The organism is Celeribacter sp. (genome assembly GCF_048270365.1).
Taxonomy (GTDB): domain Bacteria; phylum Pseudomonadota; class Alphaproteobacteria; order Rhodobacterales; family Rhodobacteraceae; genus Celeribacter.
On sequence record NZ_JBLWTA010000001.1, the window covers coordinates 180814 to 197861 of the forward strand.

21 protein-coding genes and 1 tRNA gene are annotated in these 17048 nt (G+C 60.4%); 4 read left to right on the forward strand and 18 right to left on the reverse strand.

Annotation, left to right across the window (positions count from 1 at the left end; genetic code table 11):
* Positions 1-45: 45 nt before the first annotated feature.
* Positions 46-465, forward strand: coding sequence for an SH3 domain-containing protein (locus ACN0X0_RS00845; protein ID WP_417261418.1), 420 nt, complete (start codon positions 46-48; stop codon positions 463-465).
* A 75-nt stretch (positions 466-540) separates the two neighbouring features.
* Here the strand turns inward: ACN0X0_RS00845 and ACN0X0_RS00850 are convergent, their stop codons facing one another.
* Positions 541-1290 carry an RNA methyltransferase gene (locus ACN0X0_RS00850; protein WP_417261417.1) on the reverse strand — a complete coding sequence of 250 codons (750 nt, stop codon included), beginning with the start codon at positions 1288-1290 and terminating at the stop codon, positions 541-543.
* 116 nt (positions 1291-1406) lie between these two features.
* On the opposite strand from ACN0X0_RS00850, the gene ACN0X0_RS00855 reads away from it, so the two are divergent.
* Entirely contained in the window at positions 1407-2033 is a 627-nt protein-coding gene (locus ACN0X0_RS00855; protein WP_417277617.1) for a thiamine phosphate synthase, read from the forward strand.
* Between the two features lie 9 nt (positions 2034-2042).
* On the opposite strand, the gene ACN0X0_RS00860 is transcribed toward ACN0X0_RS00855, so the two are convergent.
* From ACN0X0_RS00860 to ACN0X0_RS00875, 4 genes are all read right to left on the reverse strand, one after another.
* The gene (locus ACN0X0_RS00860; RefSeq protein ID WP_417277618.1) at positions 2043-2825 is read right to left on the reverse strand and encodes a hypothetical protein; all 783 of its coding nucleotides are present in this window, start codon (positions 2823-2825) and stop codon (positions 2043-2045) included.
* A gap of 32 nt (positions 2826-2857) precedes the next feature.
* Positions 2858-3703: a lysophospholipid acyltransferase family protein gene (locus ACN0X0_RS00865; protein WP_417277619.1), complete on the reverse strand. Its 846-nt coding sequence runs from the start codon at positions 3701-3703 to the stop codon at positions 2858-2860.
* Positions 3700-4491, reverse strand: coding sequence for a GNAT family N-acetyltransferase (locus tag ACN0X0_RS00870; protein WP_417277620.1), 792 nt, complete (start codon positions 4489-4491; stop codon positions 3700-3702). The genes ACN0X0_RS00865 and ACN0X0_RS00870 overlap by 4 nt, the downstream gene beginning before the upstream one ends.
* 179 nt (positions 4492-4670) lie before the next feature.
* A complete protein-coding gene (locus tag ACN0X0_RS00875; protein ID WP_167600825.1) occupies positions 4671-4850 on the reverse strand; it encodes a DUF3553 domain-containing protein in 180 nt (59 codons plus the stop codon).
* A 65-nt stretch (positions 4851-4915) separates the two neighbouring features.
* On the opposite strand from ACN0X0_RS00875, the gene ACN0X0_RS00880 reads away from it, so the two are divergent.
* Positions 4916-5551 (forward strand): histidine phosphotransferase family protein, encoded by a 636-nt coding sequence (locus ACN0X0_RS00880; RefSeq protein ID WP_417277621.1) that lies wholly within the window; start codon positions 4916-4918, stop codon positions 5549-5551.
* Positions 5552-5611: 60 nt separating this feature from the next.
* Here ACN0X0_RS00880 and ACN0X0_RS00885 read toward each other — a convergent pair whose 3' ends face one another.
* The 8 genes from ACN0X0_RS00885 to ACN0X0_RS00920 form a co-directional block, all read right to left on the reverse strand.
* A complete protein-coding gene (locus tag ACN0X0_RS00885; RefSeq protein WP_417277622.1) occupies positions 5612-6877 on the reverse strand; it encodes a glutamate-5-semialdehyde dehydrogenase in 1266 nt (421 codons plus the stop codon).
* Entirely contained in the window at positions 6874-7998 is a 1125-nt protein-coding gene (proB, locus tag ACN0X0_RS00890) for a glutamate 5-kinase (RefSeq protein ID WP_417277623.1), read from the reverse strand. Before proB ends, ACN0X0_RS00885 begins: the two co-directional genes overlap by 4 nt.
* On the reverse strand, positions 7986-9035 hold the full coding sequence (gene obgE / locus ACN0X0_RS00895; protein ID WP_417277624.1) for a GTPase ObgE: 1050 nt from the start codon (positions 9033-9035) through the stop codon (positions 7986-7988). The genes proB and obgE overlap by 13 nt, the downstream gene beginning before the upstream one ends.
* Before the next feature lie 78 nt (positions 9036-9113).
* On the reverse strand, positions 9114-9623 hold the full coding sequence (locus tag ACN0X0_RS00900; protein ID WP_417277625.1) for a GNAT family N-acetyltransferase: 510 nt from the start codon (positions 9621-9623) through the stop codon (positions 9114-9116).
* 39 nt (positions 9624-9662) lie between these two features.
* Positions 9663-10244, reverse strand: a complete 582-nt coding sequence (locus tag ACN0X0_RS00905; protein WP_417277626.1) for a GNAT family N-acetyltransferase — start codon at positions 10242-10244, stop codon at positions 9663-9665.
* A 286-nt stretch (positions 10245-10530) separates the two neighbouring features.
* Positions 10531-10800 carry a 50S ribosomal protein L27 gene (gene rpmA / locus ACN0X0_RS00910; RefSeq protein WP_167600543.1) on the reverse strand — a complete coding sequence of 90 codons (270 nt, stop codon included), beginning with the start codon at positions 10798-10800 and terminating at the stop codon, positions 10531-10533.
* A gap of 22 nt (positions 10801-10822) precedes the next feature.
* Positions 10823-11413: a 50S ribosomal protein L21 gene (locus ACN0X0_RS00915; RefSeq protein WP_417261407.1), complete on the reverse strand. Its 591-nt coding sequence runs from the start codon at positions 11411-11413 to the stop codon at positions 10823-10825.
* Positions 11414-11718: 305 nt separating this feature from the next.
* Positions 11719-12624, reverse strand: coding sequence for a DUF2059 domain-containing protein (locus ACN0X0_RS00920; protein ID WP_417277627.1), 906 nt, complete (start codon positions 12622-12624; stop codon positions 11719-11721).
* A gap of 195 nt (positions 12625-12819) precedes the next feature.
* Here ACN0X0_RS00920 and ACN0X0_RS00925 point away from each other — a divergent pair.
* Positions 12820-12909 (forward strand) — tRNA-Ser (locus ACN0X0_RS00925).
* A 132-nt stretch (positions 12910-13041) separates the two neighbouring features.
* Here ACN0X0_RS00925 and ACN0X0_RS00930 read toward each other — a convergent pair.
* The 5 genes from ACN0X0_RS00930 to ACN0X0_RS00950 form a co-directional block, all read right to left on the reverse strand.
* Positions 13042-13902, reverse strand: a complete 861-nt coding sequence (locus ACN0X0_RS00930) for an aldo/keto reductase (protein ID WP_417277628.1) — start codon at positions 13900-13902, stop codon at positions 13042-13044.
* Between the two features lie 210 nt (positions 13903-14112).
* Positions 14113-14508, reverse strand: a complete 396-nt coding sequence (locus ACN0X0_RS00935) for a cupin domain-containing protein (RefSeq protein ID WP_417277629.1) — start codon at positions 14506-14508, stop codon at positions 14113-14115.
* 28 nt (positions 14509-14536) lie between these two features.
* Positions 14537-15175 (reverse strand): NADPH-dependent F420 reductase, encoded by a 639-nt coding sequence (locus ACN0X0_RS00940; protein ID WP_417277630.1) that lies wholly within the window; start codon positions 15173-15175, stop codon positions 14537-14539.
* A gap of 27 nt (positions 15176-15202) precedes the next feature.
* A complete protein-coding gene (locus ACN0X0_RS00945; RefSeq protein ID WP_417277631.1) occupies positions 15203-15976 on the reverse strand; it encodes a carboxymuconolactone decarboxylase family protein in 774 nt (257 codons plus the stop codon).
* A gap of 109 nt (positions 15977-16085) precedes the next feature.
* Positions 16086-16982, reverse strand: coding sequence for a LysR family transcriptional regulator (locus tag ACN0X0_RS00950; RefSeq protein ID WP_417277632.1), 897 nt, complete (start codon positions 16980-16982; stop codon positions 16086-16088).
* Positions 16983-17048 lie beyond the last annotated feature (66 nt).

Consider the following 17048-nt stretch of genomic DNA (forward strand, 5'->3'; position numbering starts at 1 on the left):
GTTCCTGCCGCGTTTCTCCTTCGTACAGACGAAAGGAGAGCTCTCATGACGGCTCAACGCAACATTCTCGCCGCCACCCTGATGGGCGCCGCGCTCATCACCGCTCCGATGCTCGCCCCCACCGCCGCCACAGCACAAACGCAGGCGGTGGCGCACGCGGATTACAGGGCGGATTACAAGGTCAAACCCGGCGTGACGCTCAACGCGCGTTCTGGTCCCGGCACCGGCTATCACGCCGTCACCGCCTATGCGCCCGGCACGCCGCTCACCGCACTGGGGCACAGCGGCGGTTGGGTGAAAGTGTCTGCCCATGGTGCCGCCCCGCTTTGGGTCTCGGGCAGCTATCTGGTCCCGGTACAACAGACCGCACCAGACGGGCTTTTGGTGGTGCCACAAGCGAAACCCGACCCGAGCAAACCCGCCTTTGAGGGGCAATACCCGCTCGTGGTGCGCCCACAGTCGTAATCCACGTCTTGAAAACGCAAAAGAGCGCGAGGTTTACCTCGCGCTCTCTTTCTGTTTGAGTGACACTCGAACCGCTTACCCGCGCTCTTTCCAGCGCTTCATTTGACGCATCACCCCGTGCAGGATTTGCACATCGGCCCGCGTCAAAGGCATGCGCGACCAGAGATTGCGAAGGTTGAGCTTCATGTTCTCGGCCTTGTGCTCTGGGAAAAAGAACCCAGCTTCCTCCATCACCTCTTCGTAGTGATCGCCGAGCTTTTCGACCTCGACGTGACCTGCCCATTCAGTCTTGGCCATTTCCATGACCTCGGGGGGAACTTCCGTGGTCTGGCGCCCCCATTCGTAGGACATGAGCAACACCGCCTGCGCCAGATTGAGCGAGGCGAACGCCGGGTTCACCGGCACGGTCACGATGGCATTGGCCTCGACCACATCCTCATTCTCCAACCCCGCGCGTTCGGGGCCGAACATCACGCCGACCTTCTTGCCCTCCGCGACCAAAGCACGGGCATGTTCCATCGCGCGTTCCGGCGTCATGATCGGTTTGGTGATGCCGCGCATCCGGGCGGTCGTGGCAAAGACGTAATCGCAATCCGCCACCGCCTCGCGCACCGTGCCGAACAATCCCGCCTCGTCCAGCAGCCGCCCCGCGCCGGAGGCCATCGCCACCGCTTTCTGGTTCGGCCAGCCGTCCCGTGGCGCCACAACCCGCATCCGGTCCAGACCGAAATTCCACATCGCACGCGCGGCGCCGCCGATGTTCTCGCCCATCTGCGGGCGCACAAGGATCATGGCGGGGGTGATGACGTCTGGCTTTTCGGACATGGCGGCGTTTCCTTTCGGCTTTGCCTGCCGATTAGCGGCATTTCCCCCTATGAGCAAGGCTTCCCCCGGCGCGTCGCTTACGCTATAGCGGGCAAAACTCCACCTGAGGTGCCCAAATGTCCGAGCCGCAATCCGAACTGCCGCAGATCTACCTGCTGACGCCGACAGCTTTTGAGCCGGAAGACTTTGCGCCGAAACTGGCGGCTGTGCTGGATGCGCATGAGGTGGCCTGTGTGCGCCTCGTGTTGGCCTCGAAAGACGAATATGTGCTGGGCAAGGCCGCCGACGCCTGCCGCGAAGTGTGCCACGCCCGCGATGTGGCCATCGTGATCGAAAGCCATGTGGCGCTCGCGGAGCGTCACGGCCTCGATGGCGTGCATCTGACCGATGGCGCGCGCTCGATCCGCAAGGTGCGCAAGACCCTGGGCGATGACGCCATCGTCGGGTCCTTTTGTGGCGCGTCGCGTCATGACGGCATGACGGCGGGCGAAGCGGGCGCGGATTACGTGGCCTTTGGCCCCGTGGGCGACACCGATCTGGGCGACGGCACCAAAGCGCCGCGCGATCTCTTCGACTGGTGGTCGGCGATGATCGAAGTGCCGGTGGTGGCCGAGGGCGCGCTCTCCATCGAGATCGTCAAAGAGCTGACCCCCGTGACCGATTTCTTCGCCGTGGGTGAGGAAATTTGGGGGGCGGAAGATCCCGTCGCCGCCTTGGGCGCGTTGATCGCGGCGATGGGGTGACGTTGAGCGTCAGCCCGGTATCACTGACGAGATAACATTCCCGACGATACGCGTGACGATACCACGCAAGAACACCCAGTCGATCAAAAGAAACATCACGAAAATCATCCCCGCCTGATAAGCGGGTGCGGCCCAATTCTGAGTCAAAATCGTCATGGCCCAATTCTGCCGGAAAAAATAGCTATAGCTCGCCCAGGCCGTATAGCCCGTCAGGGCGACAGAAAAGGTGGTCGTTTGCAAGTTCAGATGATCTTTGAAGACGACGAGCACGGCCATCAAAACCAGAACGATCACGTTCACCGTTCCGAACTGCCGTATATCGGACACAAGTGCTGCGACCGTCTTTTCGTAGCGCGCAGCAATGAGGTCCGCGACCGTTTTCTGACCGATCTCAAGCTCTGCAATCTTCTGAACACGCGACGCTTCCAAAATCATCGCGGCTCCGCCCGTAAACATGACACAATTGTCATCACACTGGTCTGAGAGAGCATAGGCCACCAGCGCCGCGATTGTATCTTTCCGCTGGCCCTGCAGCACCTCCGTCTCCTCCGCAAACCTTCGGGAAAGCGCCGATAGTAGCTTTGATGTCCCACCTGAATCCGTCTTTTCCGACGCATCCAACACAGAAGCGGCATAGGACTCAACCTTTTGCATCGCCAGCGATTGCAGTCGCGCTTCAACCTGATCCCGCGAGAGATAGGTCAGGAAAATCAGGAGAACAGACAGAGAAACCCCCACCCCTTGAATGGATAAAACAATGATTTTCCAACGAAATCTTTGGGACAAACTCATAAAAACACTCCAAAAAAACAAACCAGATTTATTCAAACATCCACATACTCCACCGGAATCTCCGGCAACCCGGACCGCACCGCTGCCTCGCATCTGGCGGCCATCTCCTTGCGATCCTTGACGTCTTTCACCGCAATCGGATCGTGGAAAATCACCTCGACGCGGCCTTGCGGGTTGGCTTTCAAAACCTGCACCAGAGACGGCCCGAACTCCATGTCGCCCCACCAGCCGTAGAACCGCACGTCTTGCCCCTCAGGCGCGATGTAGCGCGCGGTGACGGGTTGAATCCAGACCTCCTCGCGCAGTTCCGGCGTAAAGAAGGCGGCAAAAAGCGTTGGTTTGAAAGGCAAAACCCGAAGACTATCGCTGGACGTGCCTTCCGGGAAGAACAAGAGTTTATGCCCGAGGTGCAACCGCTCTTCGAACACGCGTTTCTGTTCGGCGGCCTCTTTTCGGTCGCGGTTGATGAACACCGTGCCGGTCGCCTTGGCCATCGTGCCGATGCCGGGCCAATTCGCGACCTCGGCTTTTGAGACAAAGAAAATCCGCTGCACGGCATTGAGCACGAAAATATCGAGCCAGGTCGAATGGTTCCCCACAACCGCTCCGTGATGCCGCATCGGCTGGCCTTTGACGCTGAGTTTGACCCCCATGAGCCGCAGCGCGTTGCGCGACACGAAACGCGGGTAAGACGACGACCACGGGCGTCGTAATCCATAGATCAACCGCTCCACCGCGCGGGTCGCAAACATCAGCACCATGCAGATCACGATGAGCAGGATCACCGGCAGACCACGGCGGATCATCCGCCATGTGCCGCCTTTGACGGGCGCAGGTTCGGACGGCGGAATGCGGCTTTCCCAGAGAGGTCCGCTCATCGTTTTCCCCCTTTGTCCATGCCCTTGGTGTACATTGCGCGCTGGCGTTCGGAGATTTGGTCGACGTCGAGAATCAACAGCACATCGACCGTGTTGAACGCGCGATCCACAAAAGCGCCCTCGCCCACAGTACCGCCCATCCGCAGGTAAGCCTTGATCAGCGGCGGGATCGCCAGCATGGCGCGTTTGCGGTCGATCTGGTCCTCGGGCACCAAATCCATGCTCTGGAAATGCGCTTCTTGTGCCCGGGCCCGCAGGGCCTCCGGCGCCAGATGTCGGGAATGCAGCAAGGACAAAGCCTCGGCATGTTGCGCCACATCTGCGCCGAAAAACGAGGCCGTGCCGAAGAGCACGTCATAGCCCTCTTCGATCACATATTTCGCCAGCCCCGCCCACATCTGAAACAGCGCCACGCCACCGCGATACTCGCGCGCCACGCAGGACCGGCCCAGTTCCAAAAGCCGCTTTCCGGAGGCTTTCAAAGCCGTCAGATCGTATTCGCCCTCGGAATAGAAATGACCCAAGTCTGCGGCCTTTTCCCCGGTCAAAAGCCGGTAAACGCCGACGCATTGCTCCAACGGATCGTCAGAGCGCGTCGGGTGCATCAACATGAGATGCTGGTAATCCGGGTCAAAGCGGTCGGCCTCAAGCTTGGCCTCATGATCCACCATCTCGCCGTCGGAGCCCAGTTCCTCAACGAACACCCGATAGCGCAAACGCTGCGCCGCGCGCAGATCGGCCTCGGTCTCGGCGAATTTCAACTGGAACGGCTGCGCCTCTGCGCTCATGGCGATCTCTTTTGCTTGGCCCTGACAGGTGACAGGTGGGCGGGTTTTAAGATTTTGTTGATTTCAATGCAACAGACTGGCGGGGTTCCATGCGGCGCGAATACCGCTTAGGTTGAATATCTGACCAATTCGCGCCACCATAGGGCGCAAACGCCACGCGACACGGCCTCTACCGGGCCTCAGTCGAAAACGGGGAGGAGCGCAAGCCGCCGACTGTCGATCACAACCTTGCCCTGATGCTGAAACATCACCGTCAACTTGCCGTTGATGTTCGATTGCACCTGACCCAGCCCCCAATCGGGCTCCTGCGGGTGGCGCACCATCTGGCCCGGCTCCAGCATGGCATTGAGATCGTCCAGAGTGCGATTTTGCATCGGTTTCTTCCTCGAAATACCGGCCTGACCGGCCAAAAACGGAGACTTGAATGACCCACGACATGCCCACAGATGCGCCAAAAGACACGAAACGTGACATGACACGCGACATCGCCGCCCTGATCGGTTCCCGTATCTGTCACGACCTGATCAGCCCGGTGGGCGCGATCTCGAACGGTGTCGAATTGATGGCCATGTCGGGCGCGGGAACCGGCCCAGAGCTTAGCCTTATCTCCGAAAGCGTGGACAATGCCAATGCCCGGGTGAAATTCTTTCGCATCGCTTTCGGCATGGCCTCCGTCGGTCAGATGACCTCGCGCGCCGAAATCTCCGGCATCCTGAACGCAATCTCCACACCGCGGCTCACCTATGTCTGGGACCCCGCCGAAGACCTGCCGCGCGAAGAGGTCAAACTGGCCTGTCTGATGCTCATGTGTCTGGAAACCGCCCTGCCCCGTGGCGGTGAAATCAAGGTGACCTATTCCACCAGCCAATGGAAAATTCGCGCCTCTTCTGCGCGGCTTGAACCGGCGCCCGATCTCTGGGCCCGGCTCGGCAGTGTGACGGGCACCGAGGGGCTGAAACCCTCTCAGGTGCAGTTTATCCTCGCCCCTTTGCAAGCCGCCGCCCTCGGGCGCCGGATCACACAGGGCTCCGGCGACGGTGTGATCTCTCTGATGGCATAAGAAAAGGCGCGCCGGTTTGGCGCGCCCTATTTTGTCTTCATTGCAGTCTAAATACTCAGATCAGGCCCGCACCGCCCCGTCCGAGGTCACGAGATATTTAAAGCTCGTCAGCTGCTCCGCGCCCACCGGCCCGCGCGCATGCATCTTGCCTGTCGCGATGCCGATCTCCGCGCCCATGCCGAACTCGCCGCCATCGGCGAATTGCGTCGAGCTATTGTGCATCAGGATCGCACTGTCGATGCGGGAGAAAAACGCCTCAACGTTTTCCGGCGTCTCAGACAGGATGCATTCGGTGTGCGACGAAGAATAGCGCTGGATATGCGCGATGGCCTCATCGACATCCGCCACGACTTTCGCGGCGATAATGCTATCAAGGTACTCACGCCCCCAATCCTCTTCCGTCGCGGGCGTCACCTGATCGACCAGCTTTTGCACCATTGCATCGCCGTGCACATCGACGCCCTTCTCGACCAGAGCCGCCACCAGATCACAGCCCAAGGTGTCGGCGATGTCCTTGTGAATGAGCAGACATTCCGCCGCCCCGCAAATCCCCGTGCGCCGGGTTTTCGCGTTCAGCACGACCTTCATCGCCTTTTCCGGATCGGCGGAGGCATCGACGAACACATGCACGATGCCCTCAAGATGGGCAAAGACCGGCACGCGGGCTTCGCGCTGCACGAGACCCACGAGGCCCTTGCCGCCCCGCGGCACGATGACGTCGATATAATCGGTCATGGTCAGCATTTCGCTCACCGCCGCCCGGTCGCGGGTCGGCACGCGCTGGATGGCGTCTTCGGGCAGACCGGCGGCTTTCAGCCCCTCGACCAGACAGGCATGGATCGCGCCGGAGCTATGGAAACTTTCGGACCCGCCGCGCAGGATCACCGCATTCCCGGCTTTGAGGCACAGCGCTCCCGCGTCCGCCGTCACATTCGGGCGGCTCTCATAGATCACGCCGATCACGCCCAAAGGCGTGCGCACGCGCTTGATGTGCAGCCCCGTGGGCTGGTCCCACTCCGCGATCACATCACCCACCGGGTCTTTTTGTGCCGCGATGGCCTTGAGCCCGTCGATCATGCCCTGAATGCGCGGCTCATCGAGTTTGAGCCGGTCCATCATGGCATCCGTCAGGCCTTTGTTGCGGCCAAATTCGAGGTCTTTCTCGTTGGCGGCGATGATCTCCGCCCGGTTGGCCCAAAGCGCGTCGGCTGCCGCCAGCAGCGCCTGTTCCTTGGCCTCAGAGGTTGCCGTCGCCAGCACCTGCGCCGCGGCTTTCGCGCGGCTGCCCAGGTCTTTCATCATGTCTTTCACGTCAATATCGGTCATGTCACCAAATCGTCTCTATGGATCAAGGCGGCCCGGCCGGGATAGCCGAGGATCGCCTGTATGTCTTCGGAATGCGCGCCTTTGATGGCTTCGGCTTCCTCGGAAGTGTAACGCGACAACCCGAGCCCGATGCGCGCGCCGTCAGGCCCGAGCACCACGACTGGTTCGCCGCGGCCAAAATGGCCCACAACCTCCTCGACGCCGACGGGCAACAGAGATTTTCCTTTCGCGAGTGCCGCCACGGCGCCTGCGTCGATCTGCACTTCGCCCTTGGGCTTCATCGCGCCGATCCAGCGTTTGCGGGCATGCGCCGGGTCCTCTTTGGCCAGGAACCACGTCACCCGCGCGCCCTCTTCGAGCGCTTTCAACGGGCGCGCTTTCGAGCCTTCTGTGATGGCCATGGAACACCCGCCCGAAATTGCGGTTTTGGCCGCCATCACCTTGGTCTTCATGCCGCCTTTCGACACACCGGAGACGGGATCGCCCGCCATCGCCTCGATCTCAGAGGTGATCTCCTCGACCACCGGGATATGGCGCGCATCCGGGTCGACTGAAGGGTTCGCCGTGTAAAGCCCGTCCACATCGGAGAGCAACACCAGCCGATCCGCGCCCACCGTCACCGCGATATTGGCGGCCAGACGGTCGTTGTCACCGTAGCGGATCTCATCGGTCGCGACCGTGTCATTCTCATTGACGATGGGCACGACGCCCAGCGACAAAAGCGCATCCAGCGTGGCGCGCGAGTTGAGGTAGCGACGGCGATCCGCGCTGTCTTCCAACGTCAAAAGCACTTGAGAGGTGGTGATGCCACGGGGCTCCAGCACCTCCTGATAGGCGCGCGCGAGGCGGATTTGACCGACAGAGGCGCAGGCCTGCGAGTGCTCCAGCGGCAATTCCCCCGACGGCAGACCCAAAATGCCCCGCCCCAAAGCGATGGAGCCGGACGACACCAAAATCACCTGCGCGCCGCGCGCCGTGAGCATGGCGACATCTTCCGCCAGCCCATCGAGCCACTGGGCCCGCAGCTCGCCACGCTCGACCAAAAGCGCCGAGCCAATCTTGATCACAATGCGTTTCGCCCCCGCAAGAGTTGCGGGCATGGAGGCCGTCAGGGTTGCCAAGGCGTGTCTTCCTCGTCATCCCCCTCTTCGGCCTGTTTGATCCGAAGGCGGTCCATGGAAATCTCGGCTTTCAACGCGCGCAGCACCGTATCGACGCCCTCACGCGAGACGCCCGACATGGTGTAGACCCGCCCGCCGGAGGCCTCTTGCAGGGCGCTCAGTTTCTCTTCGACCTCTTCTTCGAGCAGGCTGTCGATCTTGTTGAGCACCGTAATCCGGGGCTTGTCGCCCAGAATATGCGAGTAATTGTTGATCTCCGTGATGATGGTCTCGTAATCCGCCACCACATCCTCGGAGGTACCGTCGATCAGATGCAAAAGCACCGCGCAGCGTTCGACGTGACCGAGGAAGAGATCGCCCAGACCACGGCCCTCAGATGCGCCCTCAATCAGGCCGGGAATATCGGCCACAACGAACTCCGCATTGTCGATGCCGACGACACCGAGGTTCGGGTGCAGCGTGGTGAACGGGTAATCCGCGATTTTCGGCCGGGCGTTCGACGTCACAGACAGAAACGTCGATTTGCCCGCATTCGGCAGCCCCAAAAGGCCCGCATCCGCGATCAGTTTGAGCCGCAGCCAAATGGTGCGGTCAATGCCGGGTTGGCCCGGGTTCGCCTTACCGGGCGCTTGGTTGGTCGAGGTCTTGAACCGCAGGTTGCCCCAGCCGCCATTGCCGCCCTTGGCCAGAGTGAACGTATCCCCAACTTCGGTGAGATCGGCGATCACGGTTTCTTCGTCCTCGTCCAGCACCTCGGTCCCCGCCGGCACGCGCAGGATGATGTCCTTGCCGTCCTTGCCAGTGCGGTTGTTGCCCATGCCGCCCTGGCCGTTTTGGGCAAAGAAATGCTGTTGGTAGCGAAAATCAATGAGCGTGTTGAGACCATCGACGGCCTCGATGATCACGGAGCCACCACGCCCGCCGTCGCCGCCATTCGGCCCGCCGTATTCGATAAATTTCTCGCGCCGGAAGGACACGCAACCGTTACCACCGGAGCCGGAGCGGATGTAGACCTTGGCGAGATCGAGGAATTTCATTGTCTTATCCTTTGCTGCCCCTGCGACCGGATGTCGATGGGGGCTTTCGGGCAGATGTAGCTTGCCCGCACGTTAAACTCAATTGCCGTTTCGCGCCTCAAAGGCCTCGCGGGGCAGGATCATGTCGATCCGGTCGACCTCTTGGCCTTGAGCGAGACTAAAACTGCGCGACTGACCCGTCTCGACAAAGCCCATTTTGCGCAACACATGGGAGGAACGGGCGTTCTCGGTGAAATACCCGGCCTCGATTTGGTCGTGCCCTTGCGCGAAATAGGCCTCGAGGATCGCCTGAGCCGCCTCCGGCATCAAGCCCCTGCCCCAATACTCGCGCCCCAGCCAATAGCCGAATTCGCCTTCGCAGCCGATGGTGCCTATGATCCGTCCCTGAAACTCAAGTCCGAAGACAAAGGCAATCGCCGCCACCCGGCGGGTGAACCAGTTCGCATCGTGAACAGAGTACGGATAAGGCACGCGGGTCAGCCATTTGCTCACCTCGAAATCGTTCAACGCGCGCACGACATCGGGCGCGTCCTCGGCACGAAGCGCGCGGAGTGTCAGGCGGGCTGTGGTGAGAATGGGCTGGGTCATCGGGGTCTTCCAGTATGGTGACCCCGATCTCCGAGGTCTTTAAAGTTTGCGCAGATAAGTCCAGGTTGGGACCTGCCCACCGCGAGCGACCGAATAGGTCTCAGCATCGCCGATATAGTCAAAACCTGCGGCGGTCACGACACGGGCCGAGGCCTGATTGTCCTGAAAAATCTCGGCAAAAAGCGTCTTGGCGCCCAATGGGTTGGCCTCGACCAGCGCCTTCAACGCGGTGCGCGCCAAACCGGTCCCCCAGAAACTCGGCGCCACCCAAAAGGCCACTTCGCATTGATCGCGGTCGAGCGGCTTGAGGGAGATCACGCCCAGAACTTCGGACAGACCATGCGCGGAACCGTCGAGAATCCAGACTTTTTCACGGGTCTCGGGTTTCAACGCGCGGGCCACGAAGGCCTCCGTCGCGCCCGGCGGCATCGGATGCGGCAGGGACCGCGAATTGCGCGCCACGCGACTGTCGCTGGCGTACATATTCAACAGACCGGCGTCCGAGAGACGCGGCGGGCGCATGACAAAGCGATCGGTTTCGATCACCGGTTGCGCGACGATGCCCTCCACACTGCCCAAAACAGCCGGTGCGGCTCTGTCTTTCACGGTCTCCATTTTCATCCCTCTTCCTCCAAAAGAGTTTCCGCGTCCTCTTCCTCCCTGAAGAGAGGTTGCCCTGCCCGTCGGTTCCGAGACGTCGGATATGAAGACACAGCCTAGCGTCCCAATACGACAGTTCCGTTAACTTCGACTGAACAAACCTATGCGCGAAAGCTGATTTGGCCTGAAAGTTTAAAATTTTTCAAGGCCTTCTGTATCTTACTTAAGTCAGAAAGCGCAAAAGAAAAGGGACCGGCTCTCGCCGATCCCCTGATTGTGATGTCCGATGTCTGGACGGTGGGTCGGCTTACTCAGCGGCCTCTGCCACCGGAAGCACGTCCACAAAAGTGCGCTTTTTGAGACCTTTGCGGAAGGTCACAACGCCATCGGTGGTTGCGAAGATCGTGTGATCTTTGCCAAGGCCAACGCCCTCACCCGGCCAGAACTTCGTGCCGCGCTGACGGACGATGATGTTGCCGGAAATGGCGGACTGGCCACCGTAGAGTTTGACGCCGAGGCGACGACCTGCGGAGTCGCGACCGTTACGGGATGAGCCGCCTGCTTTTTTATGTGCCATGGTGTTCTCTCCTTAACGTAACTTACTGAGCCAGATCTTTGGCTTGTGCGACCCACTCGGGCTTCACTTTGACGGCGTCGAAGGTGTCGACGTCGACAGCGGCGAGCTGAGCGTAGGTGGTGATGCCTGCTTCGGCCAATTTCTTGGCAGCAGCCGGACCCACACCGGTGATGGCGGTCAGATCGTCTGCACCAGCAGCGGCCGGAGCCTCAGCTTTGGCAGCAGCTTTCTTCGGAGCAGCGGCAGCAGCCGGAGCAGCGGAAACTGAGCCCGCGCCGATGGCAGCTTTGACACCGGATTTGTCCGCACCGGATTCGAGAATGTCGGTGATGCGGAGCAGCGTGAGCTGTTGACGGTGACCTTTTTTGCGCTGCGAAGAGTGCTTACGACGACGCTTCACATAGTGGATGAGTTTCTCACCCTTGATCTGGTCGATGACTTCGGCTTGCACGCCGGCGCCTTCCACGAGGGGGGCGCCGATGGTGGAGCCAACCATCAGAATCTCGTTGAACTGGATTTTTTCACCAGCATCAGCGGCAAGTTTTTCCACGCGAAGAACGTCGCCGCTCTGCACTTTGTATTGCTTACCGCCAGTTTTCAAAACCGCAAACATGCAGTCTTCCTTTCGATATACCCGCGTTCTGTGGCCCCGAAATCGTATCGTTTCGGCGTTAGGTGCCTTCAAACAGCGCGCCCCTTTGGGGACGAGATTTTCATGTTAGGATGCGGTTTTGGCCCTGATTTTCTGGAAAACTTCCGGACAAAAACACATCACCCGGTCGCACCAAGGGTCCGCCGGGTGGCGCGTATATCGGGAATCGGGGCTTAAAAGTCAAGCATATATTGGCGATCAGGCCTCTCTTGGCGACCGAGCCGGGGCAGCCGCCTGCCCCGCTCAGACTTTGGAGACGACGTCGCTCAGAGCTGCTGACCGTCGAAATCCTGCATCAGCTTCGCAGTGCCGGCGCCAAGGCCACGCGAGACATGCTCATAGACCGCATCGAAGGAAGAGAAAAGCGCATGATTGAGCTTTTGTCCGGCCTCCGTGCGACCGAAATCGATATAGGCCTCGAATTCATCGTCCGACAGCGTCTGATAGGCCATGGTCGAAAATCCGTAGACCCATTCCGACACATCAGCACGCACCTCGGGCTCAGACGCCCAGATCTCGTTCAGGATGTCGCTGTCGCTCGACCCTTGGGCGTTGTCGAACCCGGCGCTCCAGAGGCCCTGATAATAGGCAATATCGCTGTTCATCGCGCCCACGACATTCATCTCGACCAGATCGTTGACCTGCACGTAGTCTTCGATCAGATGCGCGCGCTCCGTATCCGGGTCGAGCTGGGCCCAGGCGTCATTGGCCACCTCCTGGGTCGCCTCGTCGGACATTGCCCTGCGGGTCTCAAGTTCGAGCCGGGCGATCTTTTGGCCCAAGTCCGTCTCGTAAAACGCGATCATCGGCGTCAGATCGGTATCGCCAAGCGCCTCGCCCATCTCTTCGTGAAACGCCTTGGCCATCACATCTTCATCGTAGAGACGCGAAAGCATCTTGTCCCACATCGGTTTCGGCACACCGTAACCCGCCTCGACGAAATCCTCAGACATCTCCGCCCCCTCGTCGCAGAGCACATCGACGACATCCTCGAACATCATCGCCTGCATCAGCGTCGTGAGCTGTGCCTCGTCTGGGCCCGCCTGCGCGCCCACGCCGAAAAGACAAAGCGCTGTCGACAAGAGCGTATATTTCACACCATTTTTCAAACCGTCGCGCGGCGCAAAGCCGGACAGGCAGGAAAACATCTTAGGAGTGGCAATCGCAGTCATTTCGGTCCCTTCCGATCGTAATGTCACCCCAACAGCTAAACAAAGAGTGAAGCGCAGAACAAGACTGGACACGTATTTGTGCCCGAGCGGCATGATTTTGCGAGCCATTGAGCGTAAATATGCTGAAAAGAATGTCACGAAAGGGGTTGCGCCGCCCCGAATGCAAGGATAAATCACCCGCCACCAGACCCCCGCGGAGAGGTGCCGGAGTGGTCGAACGGGGCGGTCTCGAAAACCGTTGTCCCTTCACGGGGACCCAGGGTTCGAATCCCTGTCTCTCCGCCATATTTCCCCAAACCATCAAAGCATTTTATGCATCGGACTTGCCTGCCGATGCCCTGCTCCACTTGTTGACTGCATAAAAAAGGCCCCACTTTCGTGGAGCCTTTTAGGCGTAGCGACTAGCAATTTAGCAGATTACACGCCGCTGTAGACCGGGAACATACTGGCGTCGCCATAGTCTTTGATTTTCTCCATGACTTTGAGGGCGTCCATGTCCTCGGCGGAGATTTCGAAATCGACGGCGGCGTTGCTTTCCATGTGGGCAGGCGTCGCGGTTTTCGGCAGCGGCAGAAGGCCCAGTTGCAGACAATAGCGGATCGCCAGCTGCGGCAGGCTCACACCGTATTTGTCGGCCATCGCCTGCACTTCGGTGTTTTTCATCAGCTCGCCGTGGCCCATCGGGGAGTAGGCTTCCACGAGGATGTTTTTGCTCTGGCAATAATCGATCAGCTCAAAGGGCGTGTTGGTCACGTGGGCCAGCACCTGATTGACCATCGGCGCCACGGTGCCGTTGTCGATCAGGTTGTCGAGGTCGGCTTTCTCGTGGTTGGACACGCCGATGGCGCGGATTTTACCGTCCTTGTAAGCCTCTTCGAGGGCTTTCCAAGCGGCCAGATTGCCTTCGAAAAAGCGATCGTCACCGCCGAAGTTTTCCCACGGCGTCGGGCTGTGGATGATCATCAGGTCGATGTAGTCGACGCCCAAAAGATCGAGCGAGCCTTGAATGGCGGCTTTCGCGCCTTCGTAATCTTTGATGCCTGCATCCAGTTTGGTTTGCAGGAACAGCTCTTCGCGGGCCACGCCGCAATCGCGCAGGCCTTCGCCGACGCCGCGTTCGTTGCCATAGGCCTGTGCGGTGTCGATGTGGCGGTAGCCGAGTTTGACGGCGGCCTTCACGGACTCAGCGACTTTGTCGTCGTCGATCATCCAGGTGCCGAGGCCGAGTTTCGGAACTTCGACGCCATTGGCGAGGGTGTATGTGTCTTGAAGGATCATGGGATCTTCCTTTCTTTGCGTTTGGCCGCCTGCGTGCCGCTCGGGCTTTGCAAACGGGGCTGTCATGGTGGCACTTGCGCCAACCGGAACAGCCGGTGTCATCTTGATGGGCTCAATCTAGGCCAAAGCGTGAGCTATGATAATCCGGGCAAAATAGATGTCACTCATGAATGGAAATCATGAGTGACCCCATTCAGCTCAGATCAGAGATCAGCCGTTGTAATCTTCGTCCGCGACCTTCTCCATCCAAGTCACGGCGGAGCCATCGACAGTTTCCTGAATGGCATAGTGGCTCATGGCATTCTCGGGTGCGGCGCCATGCCAGTGTTTCTCGCCCGCCGGGAACCAGACGACATCGCCAGCGCTCACCTCTTCAACCGGACCGCCTTCGCGCTGAACGCGACCACGGCCAAAGGTGATGATGATGGTCTGCCCTGCGGGGTGCGTGTGCCATGCGGTGCGCGCGCCCGGCTCGAAGGTCACATGCGAGCCACCGACGCGGCCCGGTTCTTCGGCTTGGAACATCGGATCGACTCGCACGGTGCCGGTGAACCAATCTTCGGGACCAGCCATCGAGGGATTGCTGCCGGAACGGATGATTTTCATGGGGATACTCCTTTCAGAAACGCGGGTCTTAGCCGCGCAATTTGTCAAAACGATAGGTCAGTGCCGGGCCGCCGGGCTGAACGTAAGCCAGCTCGACCGTCGCCATAGCGAAGGGTTCGATAAAGCGGGCGTTGTGCAGGCCTCCGCAGTCCAGCGGCTCGAACCCGACATCGCGGATCAGATCGAAAGCAATCTCCTTGGCGCTCTTGTCATCGCCATAGGTCATGACCTGCGGTGCAGGTCCCTGCCCCCTACGGGCAAAGACCGGGTAAAAGCTCTCTGACGGGTTGGTGTTGAAACAGGACACCCAACGGGCGTGGGGCCGCAGTTTCGCAAGCTCTTCTGCGCCAGACGAGGTGGTGCCGACGACCAACGCGGTGTTGCTGTCGTTCAAAGGCAAAGAGCAGTTCAGCACAACCTTGCCCGCCAGATCGCCCACCTGCTCCAAAACATCGGCGCGGCGCGACCAATGCACCGCCAAAAGCACCGCGTCGGCCTCCTCGACCGCCTCGGCCACGCTGCCCGCAGAGGCGCCGACCTCGCCTGCGAGCCGGTCGAGCTTGGCACGATCCCTGGCGTAGGAAAAGGTCACGTCATGACCCGCTTCGGCCCAGATGCGGCCCAGTTTGCCGCCCATGAGACCCGATCCCAGAATGCCGATTTTCATGCCAAACTCTCCTTTCAGCGCCTCAGTTTACTCTGCCCGGTTCTCGAACACCTCTTTCGCGACCGGCATAGCGGAGAAGACCTTCGGCCAGCCCGCGTAGAAGGCGAGATGCGACAGCATGGCGCCGGCTTCCTCTTGGGTCAAACCATTGTCCATGGCGCGGTTGAGGTGGAATGTCATCTGTTCCGGCTGACCGGCGGCGATGAGGGCGGCGACGGTGACGAGGCTGCGGTCACGCGGTGCGAGGTCCGGGCGCAGCCAGAGATCGCGGAACAGCACGTCGCGGGTGTTGTCCACCACGCCGATGCTAACATCGCTGAAATTGCCGCTGACAAGCTCTTCGCGCGCGTCCTCTGCCTCTTGGTTCAGCGGCAGAAACTCGACGTCCGCGCCGGGCAGGCTGTCGGGCGTGATGCCACGGGCCTCGAACACAGGTGCCGCAACCTCGGCGGCGGCGGTGGCGTTGCCAAGACCGGTGTAGAAGGCCAGATGGGTGATGGTCTCTGAGAGTTCCGCAGGCGTCACACCAGCGTCCAGCGCCAGCGTCACATAGCTTGCGAGGTTTTCGGTCTCATGGCGCGTCATCAGGGCGGCAAAGGTCACGAGCGCACGGTCGCGCACCGACATCGCCTCGCTTTCCCACTCGGAGCCGAGGATGGTCTCAGAGGTGTAGGCCTCAAGCGCCGGGGCGACTTGGGCAAGCGACGAGGGCACGGTGTCGCGCACATCCTGCGCCAGAGCAGCGCTGGTCACGAGGGCAAAGGCGGAGGCGGCAATCGGGGTCTTTTTCGAAAACGTCATGGGAACTCCTGTTGTGTTTCCAGACATATGGGGCGGATCACCGCGCGGTTAATGCCGCTCAGCATCACCCCACTTATGAGCCGCTTTCATCAATCCCCCTCGAAACGCTTTACCCGCGCTCTCGAAGCGCCTCCAACACCACGGTGAAGGCCGAGGACGGCCTCTGGCGACTGGGATAATAGAGGTGAAATCCGGGGAAATTCGGGCAATAGTCATCGAGGCACATCTTGAGCGCCCCGCGGTCGAGATGCGGTTGCGCGAGACGCTCAGGCACCAGCGCCAGCCCATGCCCGTCAATCGCCGCCTGAAGCACCGGGTTGACGGTGTTGAAACAGGCCTGCCCCTTGACCTTGACGTTGATCTCCTGCCCGTCCTTGTCCTCAAATTCCCAAGCATAAAGCGCGCCATGGGTCGAAAGCCGCAGATTGATGCAGCGGTGATCGACCAGATCTTGCGGCACTTTCGGCGCGCCCAGCGCCTCGAAATACTCCGGCGCGCCGACACAGATCATCCGCTCGTCCGGCCCGATCCGCATCGCAATCATGCCGTCGCTGACCTGATCGCCGTAGCGCACGCCCGCATCACATTGCGAGGCGGCCAGATCGGTGTAGCCGTAGTCCATGACGAACTCGACATTGACCGACGGGTATTGCTTGAGCACCGGCGAGAGTTTCGGCCAGAGGATGCTCTCGATGGCATATTCCACGGCAACGATCCGCACGGTGCCGGTGGGCGTATCCTGGGAATCGTTGAGCGCCTGCAACCGGCTTTCGATCTTCTCGAAACAGGGGTTGAGGGTGGCCAAAAGGTCCTCGCCCTCCAGCGTCGGCGCCACGGTGCGGGTCGTGCGGGTCAAAAGCCGCAGCCCGAGGCGTTGTTCCAGCCCCTTGATGGTATGGCTCAGCGCCGATTGCGACACGTTGAGACGCGCCGCCGCCTTGGTAAAGCTACGCTCTTCGGCCACGGCGGCGAAGGCGATGAGGTCGTTGATATTCTCGCGTATCATGAGGGAAGCCGGGGGTTGGGAGGTGATCATCTAACGGGTTCCCTCATGATATATGTTTCAGACTCA